10 protein-coding genes and 4 pseudogenes are annotated in these 12142 nt (G+C 62.3%); 4 read left to right on the forward strand and 10 right to left on the reverse strand.

What is annotated here, in order from left to right; genetic code table 11:
* Positions 1 to 185 precede the first annotated feature (185 nt).
* From KB879_RS33195 to KB879_RS33210, 4 genes are all read right to left on the reverse strand, one after another.
* The gene (locus KB879_RS33195; RefSeq protein WP_211983730.1) at positions 186 to 1223 is read right to left on the reverse strand and encodes an alpha/beta fold hydrolase; all 1038 of its coding nucleotides are present in this window, start codon (positions 1221 to 1223) and stop codon (positions 186 to 188) included.
* Positions 1224 to 1298: 75 nt separating this feature from the next.
* A complete protein-coding gene (locus KB879_RS33200; protein ID WP_211983732.1) occupies positions 1299 to 1691 on the reverse strand; it encodes an MAPEG family protein in 393 nt (130 codons plus the stop codon).
* A 64-nt stretch (positions 1692 to 1755) separates the two neighbouring features.
* The gene (locus tag KB879_RS33205; protein ID WP_371827465.1) at positions 1756 to 3102 is read right to left on the reverse strand and encodes an epoxide hydrolase family protein; all 1347 of its coding nucleotides are present in this window, start codon (positions 3100 to 3102) and stop codon (positions 1756 to 1758) included.
* The gene (locus KB879_RS33210; protein WP_249221573.1) at positions 3099 to 3767 is read right to left on the reverse strand and encodes a MarR family winged helix-turn-helix transcriptional regulator; all 669 of its coding nucleotides are present in this window, start codon (positions 3765 to 3767) and stop codon (positions 3099 to 3101) included. Before KB879_RS33210 ends, KB879_RS33205 begins: the two co-directional genes overlap by 4 nt.
* Positions 3768 to 4518: 751 nt before the next feature.
* Between KB879_RS33210 and KB879_RS33215 the strand changes: the two are divergent.
* The 3 genes and pseudogenes from KB879_RS33215 to KB879_RS33225 all read left to right on the forward strand — a co-directional run.
* A pseudogene (locus tag KB879_RS33215) lies at positions 4519 to 5829 on the forward strand (epoxide hydrolase family protein); the annotation flags it as partial.
* A gap of 109 nt (positions 5830 to 5938) precedes the next feature.
* A pseudogene (locus KB879_RS33220) lies at positions 5939 to 6342 on the forward strand (Ohr family peroxiredoxin); the annotation flags it as partial.
* 138 nt (positions 6343 to 6480) lie between these two features.
* Positions 6481 to 6945: a RidA family protein gene (locus KB879_RS33225; protein WP_211983738.1), complete on the forward strand. Its 465-nt coding sequence runs from the start codon at positions 6481 to 6483 to the stop codon at positions 6943 to 6945.
* Positions 6946 to 7122: 177 nt separating this feature from the next.
* On the opposite strand, the gene KB879_RS33230 is transcribed toward KB879_RS33225, so the two are convergent.
* The gene (locus tag KB879_RS33230) at positions 7123 to 7341 is read right to left on the reverse strand and encodes a cupin domain-containing protein (protein ID WP_211983740.1); all 219 of its coding nucleotides are present in this window, start codon (positions 7339 to 7341) and stop codon (positions 7123 to 7125) included.
* A 35-nt stretch (positions 7342 to 7376) separates the two neighbouring features.
* Positions 7377 to 7880 (reverse strand): tripartite tricarboxylate transporter substrate-binding protein, encoded by a 504-nt coding sequence (locus KB879_RS33235; RefSeq protein ID WP_211983742.1) that lies wholly within the window; start codon positions 7878 to 7880, stop codon positions 7377 to 7379.
* Positions 7881 to 8043: 163 nt separating this feature from the next.
* On the opposite strand from KB879_RS33235, the pseudogene KB879_RS33240 reads away from it, so the two are divergent.
* A pseudogene (locus KB879_RS33240) lies at positions 8044 to 8264 on the forward strand (sodium:solute symporter); the annotation flags it as partial.
* A gap of 167 nt (positions 8265 to 8431) precedes the next feature.
* On the opposite strand, the gene KB879_RS33245 reads toward KB879_RS33240, so the two are convergent.
* From KB879_RS33245 to KB879_RS33255, 4 genes and pseudogenes are all read right to left on the reverse strand, one after another.
* Entirely contained in the window at positions 8432 to 9454 is a 1023-nt protein-coding gene (locus tag KB879_RS33245; protein WP_211983744.1) for a zinc-binding dehydrogenase, read from the reverse strand.
* A gap of 19 nt (positions 9455 to 9473) precedes the next feature.
* Positions 9474 to 9641: pseudogene (locus KB879_RS39735) on the reverse strand (amino acid ABC transporter permease); the annotation flags it as partial.
* A 114-nt stretch (positions 9642 to 9755) separates the two neighbouring features.
* Positions 9756 to 10544 carry an alpha/beta fold hydrolase gene (locus KB879_RS33250; RefSeq protein ID WP_211984338.1) on the reverse strand — a complete coding sequence of 263 codons (789 nt, stop codon included), beginning with the start codon at positions 10542 to 10544 and terminating at the stop codon, positions 9756 to 9758.
* Positions 10545 to 10682: 138 nt separating this feature from the next.
* A complete protein-coding gene (locus KB879_RS33255) occupies positions 10683 to 12125 on the reverse strand; it encodes an efflux transporter outer membrane subunit (RefSeq protein ID WP_211983746.1) in 1443 nt (480 codons plus the stop codon).
* Between the last annotated feature and the right edge of the window lie 17 nt (positions 12126 to 12142).

The following is a 12142-nucleotide window of genomic DNA, read 5'->3' on the forward strand; positions in this document are numbered from 1 at the left end:
CACCGGCGCGTCACTCGATTGCAGCAATCACTGCGCGCCTTTCCCACTTCCAGATGGGTGCTCACGCCGAACCGAAGTCAGGCCGAATGCCAGCAGCAGCATCAACAGACTCGGGACGAGAGTGCCCATAGACGTCGATCTCACCTGGCATCGCCATATCAAGAATTCGGCTTCGACAGAAGGACTTAGAAGCTGTCGACGTCGATCACGGCATCCGCAAACGCCTTGGGCGCCTCCTGCGGCAAGTTGTGTCCGATGCCGCCCGCGACAGTTCGGTGCGCATATTTTCCGACGAACTTCTTGGCGTACGATGTAGGCTCCGGATGCGGCGCGCCGTTCGCGTCGCCTTCGAGACTGATTGTCGGCACGCCGATGACTGGCGCCGCGGCCAGTTGCCTTTCAAGTCCATCGTATTGCCGCTCCCCGTTCGAGATGCTTAGGCGCCAGCGATAGTTGTCGATCACGACCGAAACGTGATCAGCATTCTGGAAGGCGCGAGCCGATTGCTCGTAGGTCGCATCGTCAAAGTTCCATTTCGGCGAGGCGAGCTTCCAGATGAGCTTCGCGAAATCGTGCCGATGGGCGTCGTAACCCTGCCTGCCACGCTCCGTGGCGAAATAGAACTGATACCACCATTCCAACTCCGACTTCGGCGGCAAGGGAGCCTTGGCCGCCGCCTGGCTGCCGATCAGATACCCGCTCACCGAGACCAATGCCTTGCAACGCTCTGGCCAGACCGCGGCAACGACGTTGGCCGTGCGCGCGCCCCAATCGAAACCGCCGAGAATCGCGCTCTGGATCTTCAACGCATCCATCAGTGCGATGACATCGACGGCCAGCACCGACTGCTGGCCATTGCGGACTGTACTGCCGGATAGAAAACGCGTCGTCCCATGACCACGCAGGTACGGAATGATGACGCGATAGCCAGCCGATACGAGCCGAGGCGCCACCTCAGCGAAGCTGTGGATGTCATAAGGCCAGCCGTGCAGCAGAATCACAACCGCACCTTCAGCGGGGCCGACCTCGACATATCCGACGTTCAGTACGCCGGCGTTGATCTGCTTGATCTCGGTGAACGAGGTCTTTGACGTTGCAGCGTTCGCGCCGGCGTGAGTAGACTGCGCATGCGCGAGCCCGCCTACCACCGTTTCCATCGCGCCGATGCCGACGGCCGCAGTGCCGAGAAAATGTCGGCGACGCATGTTGATCGATTTCAACATCAGGACTTCTCCAGTTTCAATGGGTTCAATGTGCCCGCCGGCGCTTCCTGCCCGGCTGAAAATCCCTCTGAAAGGCTAGCGGCCAACGATCAATGCGGCACAGAGAGCAATGCCGAACACGTAGGTTCCCGTGCCGCCGATAGCTCGGGCCAGGTTGGGTTTCGACATGGACGGCCATGCAAGCAAACCAACTACCAGCAGCAACCGGCAAACCGTTGCGCCCGCCATGCACCAGAGCTGCCAATGAGGCGGATTTCGGGTCCCGAGGTATAGGAAGATCACCGCGAAGAAAGACACGTACTCGGCGGTATTTCCGTGGGCGCGAACCAGTTTGGTGAGCAAGCGATCGGGCTCAGGTGCGTAACCACTCAGCGCGCCGACACGAGAACGCTCGATCGAGGTAGCAAGCCCAAGCACAAACAGGAGCAATCCGAGTACGGCGGTACAGGCCAGGGCAATGCTGTTCATTCCATACTCCTTGCACGGGCGGCGCGTGATCGATTCATCGATAGGTTTCCATGGGGCTCTAGCGTCATGCTGAAACTCCCCCACGCAGGGATTTGAAGCCCGCCCGAAGTTCGGCGGCAAAGGCCTGGGGCTGTTCCCATGCCGCAAAATGGCCACCCTTTTCCAGCCGGTTGAAGTGGATAAGTTTTGGATAGGCCCGTTCCGCCCAGCTCCGTGGTGCCGCATAGATCTCGTCGGGGAAGACGCTCACGGCCACCGGAATCTTGATGTTCTTGACGTCGAAGAACGCGAGCTTGTTTTCCCAGTAGAGCCGCGCGGAAGAGATCGCCGTTTTAGTCAGCCAGTACAGGGTGACGTTGTCGAGGACGTCGTCACGCGAGAGGCCTTCGCGCTGGCCATCGAACACCCGCGCAATCATTGCCTGGCTCGCGGCATCGTGATCGAGCATCCAGGCAGCCAATCCGATGGGCGAATCTTCGATGCTGTAGAGCGTTTGCGGGCGATTGGCCATTTCAATCGCGTAGCCAAGGCCGTGCTTGAAGAACGTATCGAGCTGCTGGAATGCGTGCTGCTCGTCGGCCGACAGGCCTGCGGGCGCCGGCTCGACATACTTCAGTGCCTTCGATACATCGGCCGGAAGGGTCGCGGGCATATTGACGTGAATCCCAAGCAGTTCCGGCGGTGCGATCAGCGCCATCTGCTCCGAGATCGCGTCACCCCAATCACCGCCCTGCGCCACGTATTGCTTGTAGCCAAGACGCTGCATCAGGACGATCCAGGCGCGCGCGATATGGACGGGATCCCAGCCCGTTGTCGTTGGCTTGCCGGAGAATCCGTGTCCAGGAATCGATGGAATCACGACATCGAACGCATCTGACGCCTGGCCGCCATGGGCAGTCGGGTCGGTAAGCGGACCAATCACCTTCAACTGTTCGATCACAGATCCGGGCCAGCCGTGGGTGATGATGACAGGCAGCGCGTTGGCGTGCTGCGAACGCACATGAATGAAGTGGATGTCGACGCCATCGATCGTCGTCATGAACTGCGGCAAGGCGTTCAGGCGCGCTTCGACCTTGCGCCAGTCATGCTGCGTGGCCCAGTAGCGGGCAAGCAGCTGCATGGTTGCCAGTCCGACGCCCTGCGACGCATCGGTGACGGTTTCGCGCGTGGGCCAGCGTGTTGCGGCAATCCGTCGACGCAGATCCACCAGAGCTTCCTGGGGGAAGCTAACGCGGAACGGACGAACTGCGTCGCTCGCGCCGCCAGTCGCCGTTGTGGCTTGCGCAGCCGCTGCCGGGCTCACCAGTGCCATCAGACCAGCGCCATAGCCTGCGGCCGCCGCGGAGACGCCGAGAAAATCCCGCCGGGTGAATTGGCGCGATTCCGGAAACGAGTTGTCAGACATTTTCATTTGAGTTCCTTCGTATCGGTTAGCTTCGGTCGGGATAGACTGCGGCCCTGAGAACCGAGACCGGCGTCCCGGTGAATAGCGGCATTGAATGCGCGGTTGCACGCGCCTATGGGCTGCTTCAATTGCGGGGGACCGGACCAAGGTGCATCTTGAAGACCACCCTCTCCTGATCTCAACGGCTTCTTTCCTTGCGGCGTGTGCTCCAGCAGCAAGATGACAGCGTCGCGCAACGCCGCGGTTGCCCGGTCCATCACGCTAGTCATCTGGTCAACGGCATCACGCGACTGCAGCTCGTCCACCGCGCTTCCCAACTGCCGGCGCATTGCGCCTTCAACCGAGTTGCACAGCTCCCGGCCAGCCGGGGAGAGCTCGAGCCAAACCTTGCGCCGGTCGCCGTGCTTTGCCAGCGTCGTGACCAGCTGCCGCTGGCGCAGCCTGTATAGGGAACGGGAGAGACTGCCAAGGTCTTGATCGATCGCTGCCGCAAGTGCCGTTAGCGTTGTGCCTCCCGTGCTGTCGAGCAGTTGATGAAGTACCAGCCACTGCGGCAAATTCACGTCCGCATCCCGCATGGCTTGCGCCACAACAAATTGCAAGACGTGCTGCAGGCGCGTGGCCAGGACCAGTGCATCGGCGACCACGATGCAGACATCGGGCGATTTCATCGGGGTCAACGGCGACGCCTCCTGACTAAAGCCAGTGTCCATCGGCCCGCCGTGACCGGGAGCAGTGGGAGACGGGCGAGCGCTCCCACCATGAATAGCCCAAGGATGGAAAGGCCGCAAGATTGTCGAGCGGGCTCACGATGCGAACTCCGGAAGCGGCGACGCAGCAGCGCCCATTGAGCCATGCCGTCGGGATCTGAATTTCTCTGACATTCTTCCGCTCCTATTGATCCAATGACCTCAGGCCTTGACTTTGCGCCTGCTTGCTGACCGCAACGCGTGAAGCTGACTTGCATGAGCCGGATTTTGGGTGGAAGTTGGTACGAAACTCCATTGGACGATGGTATTGGCGATACCTTCGTATCAGTGGGAAGGCATGGCTGCAGCCGATGCGCAGAAGGGGTTGTGCCGGGCCGATCTGCGCAGTCATGGAACAACCCGAACAGAAGAGGTCGATAGGGCAATTCGTGCCTGGCGGCAGCAACGGCCAATCATGCTTTTCCCCCGGCACGGGGGGCGTCGCCAATACCATCGTCCAATAGAGCTCCGCGCGATCTTCGGCTTTACTGCCTTCCAGACAGACAGTATGGCGCGGTTGTCGCGGCAGCCATCGAGAAGCTCGAGCAATCGAAGTAGTACTTCTGACGCATTCGTCCACGTCAGGAATGGGGACCGTGGACGCTTTCATGCAGCACCAACGCGCCCGTCATTTACAAGACCGATAAGGAGAATCACCGTGTCAAACGCAGTCATTCGCAGCTTCCCACGCATCCCGTTCGCCATCGCCGCCGCTACCGCATCGCTCGCCTTTGCCGGGTATGTACCGCCTGCCAGGGCGGCCGAGGCCACCCCGAAAACGGTGGCCGCAAAAGCCACCAACGCGGACGAGAGCATCCGCCCCTTCAAGGTCCACGTGCCACAGGCCCAGCTCGACGAACTGCGCAAGCGTATTGCCGCCACGCGCTGGCCCGACAAGGAACTCGTCAATGACGAATCGCAGGGCATTCAGACCGCGCAGCTCCAGGAGCTGGTTCGCCACTGGGGCACCAAGTACGACTGGCGCAAGGCCGAGGCGCAGCTCAATGCGCTGCCACAGTTCGTCACGAAGATCGACAGCCTCGACATCCACTTCATCCACGTGCGGTCTAGCAACCCCAATGCCCTTCCCTTGATCCTGACACATGGCTGGCCCGGCTCCATCTTCGAGTTCATCAACACGATTGGACCGCTGACTGACCCCGAGAAGTATGGCGGGAAGGCGGAGGATGCGTTTGACGTCGTCATTCCGTCGATTCCCGGCTACGGTTTCTCGGGTCGACCCACAGAGCTCGGCTGGCAACCCGAACGCACCGCCCGCGCATGGGATGTCCTGATGAAGCGCCTGGGTTACACGCACTACGTTTCGCAAGGCGGCGACCACGGCTCGGTCATCTCCGACGCCCTCGCCCGCCAGGCACCGGCGGGCCTGCGTGCGATCCACCTCAACATGCCTGCTACCGTGCCCGGCAACCACATGAAGTCGCTTCTGGCCGGCGACCCGGCGCCGGCAGAGCTGACGGCCGCCGAGCGCGACGCCTACCAGTCGCTGAGCACGTTCTTCGGCCGCAATGCCGCATACGGCGGGATGATGGTCACGCGTCCGCAAACCATCGGCTATTCGCTGTCGGATTCGCCGTCCGGCCTGGCCGCATGGACCTACGAAAAGATCGCCGAGTGGAGCGACAGCAACGGCGTGCCCGAGCGCGTGCTGTCTCGTGACGCGATCCTGAACGACATCACGCTGTACTGGCTGACGAACACCGGCGCATCGTCGTCGCGGTTCTATTGGGAGAACAACAACAATAACTTCAGCGCCGACGCCCAGAAAACGCGCGACATCAAGGTGCCGGTAGCGATTACGGTGTTCCCGCATGAGATCTACCGTGCGCCGGAAAGCTGGAGCAAGCAGGCCTACCCGTCGCTCTACTACTACAACAAGGTGTCGAAGGGTGGGCATTTCGCGGCATGGGAACAGCCGCAACTGTTCGCCGAGGAGCTGCGGGCGGCGTTCAAGTCCGTGCGCAAAGCATCCCCCCAACCCGGTGATCTCACATCCGGAGCACGGCTGCGCGGGATACCGTCAATCGCCAATTCGCTGTCAAACACCAATTGAGCTCTTGAAGGGAAACGCCATGACCCGTATCGAAAAAAGTCCTCTACACCGGCGGGTCCACGTTACGTCTTGTGCTGCGAAGGCTCAGCATTCAGCGACGACCGCAGGCTCGATATCGAGTTGTCGTCCCCGGGCAGCAAAGGGCACGGCACGAACCCGGAACAGCTATTGGCCGCCGGCTGCTCCGCCTGCTTCATCGGCGCCATGGGACTGGCCGCGGGCAAACGGAAGATCAAGTTGCCTGAAGACCTTTCCGTGGATTCGGAAGTGGACCTTGGCACTGCGGGCATCGAATACTTCCTGCAGGCACGGCTGCGTGTGCACATCCCCGGCATCGATCGTGATGTTGCCCAGTCGCTGGTGGAGGCCGCGCACCGTACATGCCCGTATTCCAAGGCCCTACACGGCAATATCGACACGAACTGGCCGCGCAGTCCCTGGTGCGCGAACTCGATGCCTTCGGCCGCGAGCCGATGCCGGACTGAAACCGGTCCGCCGGCGCCACATGACTCGCGATGACTCCCCGTGGCGCCAGCCTCTTGCCCTCCCTCGACAAACATCATGCAATCACACGATATCCACCAAAGACTGAAAGAACTCGACATCGAGCTGTCCCCCGCAGGCGCGCCGGCTGCCGCGTACGTAATGAGCGCGCAGAGTGGCAACCTTGCCTACCTCTCCGGCCACATTGCGAAGAAGAACGGCAACGTGTGGGTTGGCAAGCTCGGCGCCACGATGTCGACGGACGAGGGACGCGCCGCGGCGCGCGCGGTCGCGATCGATCTGCTGTCGACGCTACAGGCCCACACCGGCGATCTGAATCGCGTCAAACGCATCGTCAAGGTCATGAGCCTGATCAATTCAACGCCCGACTTCACCGAGCAGAATCTGGTCACCAACGGCGCATCGGAGCTGTTCGTCGACGTGTTCGGCGATGCCGGCAAGCATGCACGGTCGGCATTCGGTGTCGCACAGATTCCGCTGGGGGCCTGCGTGGAGATCGAAGTCTGTGTCGAACTGGACTGAGACTTCAGATCGAACCAAGCAGTGCGCGCGGACGAACTCTCAAAGTCTGCACGACAATCTTCAGCGCGGCAACCAGTATCACGCGAAGCGGCACAGGCCAGGCTCATGAGCGCCTGCCGAATACAAGGCAGCGGCGATAGCTTCGGAGCAGTCGGCTGCCTCCTCGCTGGCGGCGCTCTAGAAGCTTTGCGGAGTATTGACCCACAGCACCCGGGCATCGATGGAGCCGATATTCCTGTAGCCGTGTGGAGGTGCAAAAGAAAGAAAAAGGAATCGCCTCTCTTTACAATCGCCTTCTGCCGGTCCACCGTCAATTAAAGCTCCATAGCCCATTTCTTCACCCTGGTGCTCAAGATAACCCTGAGACGAGGTGCCAACCGCCTCGATCGCGACCACGCGCCATCGTCGCGGTACCTCATGACGGTGCCCTCTTATTGCGGCGCCAGCTTGATCGACGCAACGACGCGCGCATTGCGTTGCCGTTCCGCCTGGTAGAAGGCTGAAGCCTCGGCGAGCGTCCTCGGCACCATGGGCTGGTTGCCGGTGTCGCGTGACCACTTCTGGTACGCGTCGCCGTTGACGATCCGCGAGATCTGCTGGTGCAGCATCGCCACGACCGACTCCGGCGTTTCCTTGCGCACGAAGATCCCCGGCCAGACCTTGTAATCGAAGTTCTTGAGCAGCTTGCTTTCGCTGGCCGCCGGCACATCCGGCTGGCTTGCATTGCGTTCGCGCGTGGCCATCGCCACCGCCTTGAGCTTGCCGCTGCGGATCATGTCGAGCGTGCTTCCGGCCAGCGGCAGGAAGGCAAAGTCGAGCTGGCGCCCCAGCAGGTCCTGGATGATGGGTGCGGCGCCTTTGTAGCGCACATCCAGCGAGGCGATGCCGGTCTGGACGCGCACGTCAGCCGCGGCAAGGTGCGGGGTGGTACCCATGCCCCAGTTCCCGAACGACAATTTCTTCGCACCGGGGCAACAGGCACAAGTAAACGCCTTTGCGACGCAGTTAACAAGCCCCTCTGCTATGTCAATTGAACGTAAACGGCTTTTTCTAGCCGCATGCCGGCCGCGTTTTGTATAAGGGCATGGCAATAGGCCCATCGTTGCAACGCAACCGTATATTGCCTTGCAACTCGTCGGCATGCAGGTAGTGATCAAGGGGTTCGGCGTCATGGCGAGATACCGTTGAAGGTCGCTTTCGCGATTCTGGCCGTCTACACGTATTCCAGCGGCTTGCGCGCGCCCGCGATGATTGCCTTTGTAAAGGACACCATGATCTATATCGTGGTGATCGTCGCCGTCTCGGTGATTCCTGCCAAGCCCTCGAGGGTGTCCCCACTCCCTCGGACGGCCGGGCGCACTTGTGGCGCACCACCCAACGCTCGAAGAGATCTTGCTTGTCGAGGAACAGCGCCTCTGTGCAGCGGGCCCGCTCACACGGCCCGGCTGGAGCCAGTCGATGGACTGGGAGACGGAATGCAGCTTGCTCAGGAAATGTTGAGCACTGCCTTGCCGGCTATCTGTCGGTTGAACAGTTGTTTTGCGATTGAATCGACCTCCTCCCAGGGAGCTTCCACCTCGATTCGCGGCTTGATCTGTCCGATCTCGACTGCCCGGACTAGGCGCGACAGCCCAATGGAAGGCGCCTCGTGCTGCATTTCAGAAACCAGAAACATAGCTTCCAGGCGCGGGCTTCCCGTCAGATAGAGTTTACTCACGTCGACCGACGCCACATCTCGTGAGGAATTGCCGTAAGACACACACACGCCCTGACGTGACAACATGGTCAAGGCGTTCGCAAGCGCCACGCCTCCGACAGATTCCAGGATCAGGTCAAAAGGACCGAACTGGTGAGCCGCCGCAAGGCTCGGATCGACGATGACCTCATGTGCGCCATCGGCAAAGGCTTGCGAGCAATGCTTGTCCTGTCGGATGGCCGCAACGATCTTGGCACCGGATGCGCTCGCGATCTGGCACGCAAGGTGGCCAACGCCGCCCGACGCGCCGTTGATCAGGACCTTTTGGCCAAGGAGGAGCCCACCCTTGGCAAGCGCGCGGAGCGCGGTCAGGCCAGCGACCGGTAGCGTCGCAGCCTGCTGAACGGTCACAGCGGGCGGCAGTTCAGCCAGAGCGCGCGTTCCGATTGCAATCCTCTGAGCCCACCCTCCACCCTCTGTAAAGCCGACGACCCTGGTGCCGACCTCAGGCCCGCTTCCGTCCGCTGCCGAGCGCTCGACTGTTCCGGCGAAGTCCCAGCCAGGACGGGTGTCGGCGGTCATCTGCATGATTCCAAGGCGCACTTCACCCAGATTGAGCGAGACGGCCTCGACGCTGACGATTGCCTCGTGAGGACCAGGGATGGGCTCGCCAACCTCCTCCAGCATGAACGTGGTATCCATTCCTTTCTTTACGACAACACTCAGCATTTTTTCACCTTTGTTGGATTTGCGCGATTGCGAATAATCTTCGGCTTTCGATGTGCGCCTGAAGCGAGAGACCGCGGGGGGCATTGCCCATGATTGTCCTGCTGCTAGCGTTCACGCCCAGGCTCGGCAGGCCGACGAAGAGGAAGAAGAGCTGGGGCAGGAACGGCGTGTTACGGATCAACTCGACAGAGGTGCCGATCGCGGCGCACGATCGCCGCCGCCACGCCCAGCACCGCCACCCGTTGACGGTGAGCTGGGCAGTGCGCGCGATGCCCTTGAGCCACGTTGCTCAGGCCAGGCGTGGGGGCGCGATTCACCGGACGCCTCGAGCAATTTCGGTGAACCGGTTGGTGAACCTGTCGGTCGACCGGTTCGGCTGGCTCGATCAGTCCGACGCTTGCGCCGCTGCCGCGGCGATGGCATCGGCCACTTGCTTCGGCCTCGACAACTGCGGCACATGGCTCGTCGGCAGGCTTACGATATGGGCGGAGATCTTCTGTGCCATCGCTTTCTGCAGCGCTGGCTGGATCATGTGATCACGCTCGGTAAGGACATACCAGGACGGCTTGGTTTTCCAGGCGGCCACGGTGATCGCTTCTTCGAAGTTCTTTCCCCTCACGGGGCCCTGGCTGACGGCCATGATCCTTGTCCGGGCTGCAGGGACGTCCTGGGCGAAGTGTTTCGCCACGCCTTCGGCGCTCAGGGTGACGAATCCCGCCTTGTCGGCGACAAGGAATTTCGACCCGTTCGGTGTCGGGTAATCCTTGACCAGGTCTGCCACCGACTGGCCTTCCTCGGGCGCGAACGCCGCGACATAGACCAGCGCCTTGACGCGCGTGTCCTGACCCGCTTCGGAGATCACCACACCGCCCCATGAGTGCCCCACCAGCACGACCGGCCCGGTCTGCCTGTCCAGCGCGCGGCGAGTGGCCGCGACATCATCGGCCAGCGAGGTCAGCGGGGCCTGGACCGAGACCACGTTGAGGCCCTTGGCCTGCAGCAGCGGGACCACCTTGTCCCAGGCCGACCCGTCGGCAAAGGCGCCGTGTACGAGCACGACCGTGGTCTTGCCGGCGTCCGTGGCAGGCGCAGGGGCAGTGCCCGCGGCCAATGCCGCGCCGCTAATCGCGCCGGTGATCACCACTGTTGTGATGAGCGTCTTTAATGCCTTCATGTGATTCCCTTCATTGGTTTGAGTCAATCGCTCCTGCGCCGACAACACTAGGATAAGGCCCGACTCAATGACATGAATGACGAACATCCCGCATTTAAGGACAGAATGAGATGACCTGATCGGGCAGCGGCCCAATCATCAAGCCCCTGCCGGCTCCCAGCCGCCACCAAGCGCCTTGAATGCCGCAACGGCGGCGCGGGCGGATTCGGCCTGCGCCTGGGCCCTTGCATCGGAGGTTTGCAGGAGCCGCTCGTCCGCATGCAGCACCTCTATCAGGCGCACAACACCTTTCTGGTAGGCGGCAAACGACGCGTTTCGCGCCTGGCTCAGTGAAGTCTCTCCTCGTGCCAGCGTGCCGGCCTGCTCCTCACGCTTGACTAGCGCGGAGAAGGCGTTCTCGACATCCTCCGTGGCGCGCAGGACGGCCTGGCGATAGGCAGCCAGCGATTCGGCCCCCTGCCCCCGCGCGAGGTCGATCTGCGCATTGATGCGGCCGAAATCGAATAGGCGCCAGCGCAAACCGACCACGCCTGCCGCCTGGCTCGCGCCGGCGGAAAAGAGATTCCCGCTAGCCACGGATGTGGCGCTGCCCAGCAACGCCCCCAATGAGAATTTCGGGTAGTACTCCGCAATGGCGACCCCAATGCGGGCATTGGCCGCAGCCAGCCGCCGCTCCGCGACGATGAGATCGGGCCGGCGCCGCAGCAGGTCCGCGGGCGACCCCACGCCGGTGATCTGCGGGGCAACAGGGATGGCTTTCGTGCCCTCCAGTTCGGTGCGGTACGTCCCGGGCGGTACACCGAGCATCACGTCCAGCGCGTTCAGCGCTGCATCGAGTCCTGTCTCGAGTACCGGGATGGAGGCCTGCACTTCCGCTAGGGCACCTTCGGCCTGCCGCACTTCCAGCTCGGCCGCCAGACCCTTGCCATAAAGCAGTCCAACGGTCGATAGCAACTTCTGTTGCGTTTCCACCTGCCGCGTGGCGATGGCAAGGCGGGCCTGCAGGCCGCGTATCGTGATGTAGAGGTCCGCGGTTTGCGCGGCCACGGCGAGCCGCGTGGCCGCGGCGCCCGCTTCCGAGGCGCGATAGTCGGCAAGCGCCGCCTCGCGCCCGCGCCGCAGGCCGCCGAACACATCGAGCTCCCAGGACGCGCCGAGATTCGCTTCATAGCTGCTGCCATACCTGTCGAAGCCCGGCGTGGCGTTTTGCAGCCGTCCCAGCGGCGTTTCGATCGACTGGTAGCTCCTCGCCGCCTGTGCGCTCGCGCTGGCCGAAGGCAGCAACGCCGCGGTGGCGGCGCCGAGCCCGGCGCGAGCCTGGTCCACCCGTGCCGTCGCCTGGGCCAGGTCCAGGTTCTGTTCGAGCGCCACCGACACCAGGCGGGTCAGCTGCGGATCGCCAAACCCTTCCCACCATTTCACGAGTTCCGCCGTGGATGCCGCGTGCCGTTGCTCAACCAGCGGCTGGCCCAGGTATCGGTCCGACACGGGGGCGTCCGGCCGGCTGTAGTCGGGTCCGACCGCGCAGCCTGCTGCTATGGCAACACTCAGCAAAGGGACAAAGAGACGGTGGGAAGACATAACCGCTGGACTCTGGA

Source organism: Cupriavidus sp. KK10, from assembly GCF_018223725.1.
GTDB lineage: Bacteria > Pseudomonadota > Gammaproteobacteria > Burkholderiales > Burkholderiaceae > Cupriavidus > Cupriavidus necator.

What these genes read in the sequence shown, in the direction of transcription:
- KB879_RS33195 (WP_211983730.1), bottom strand. Translation starts at nt 1,223, where the DNA reads ATGTTGAAATCGATCAACATGCGTCGCCGACATTTTCTCGGCACTGCG.
- KB879_RS33255 (WP_211983746.1), bottom strand. Translation starts at nt 12,125, where the DNA reads ATGTCTTCCCACCGTCTCTTTGTCCCTTTGCTGAGTGTTGCCATAGCA.
- KB879_RS33225 (WP_211983738.1), top strand. Translation starts at nt 6,481, where the DNA reads ATGCAATCACACGATATCCACCAAAGACTGAAAGAACTCGACATCGAG.
- KB879_RS33235 (WP_211983742.1), bottom strand. Translation starts at nt 7,880, where the DNA reads ATGGGTACCACCCCGCACCTTGCCGCGGCTGACGTGCGCGTCCAGACC.
- KB879_RS33205 (WP_371827465.1), bottom strand. Translation starts at nt 3,102, where the DNA reads ATGAAAATGTCTGACAACTCGTTTCCGGAATCGCGCCAATTCACCCGG.
- KB879_RS33210 (WP_249221573.1), bottom strand. Translation starts at nt 3,767, where the DNA reads ATGAAATCGCCCGATGTCTGCATCGTGGTCGCCGATGCACTGGTCCTG.
- KB879_RS33250 (WP_211984338.1), bottom strand. Translation starts at nt 10,544, where the DNA reads ATGAAGGCATTAAAGACGCTCATCACAACAGTGGTGATCACCGGCGCG.
- KB879_RS33245 (WP_211983744.1), bottom strand. Translation starts at nt 9,454, where the DNA reads ATGCCCCCCGCGGTCTCTCGCTTCAGGCGCACATCGAAAGCCGAAGAT.
- KB879_RS33200 (WP_211983732.1), bottom strand. Translation starts at nt 1,691, where the DNA reads ATGAACAGCATTGCCCTGGCCTGTACCGCCGTACTCGGATTGCTCCTG.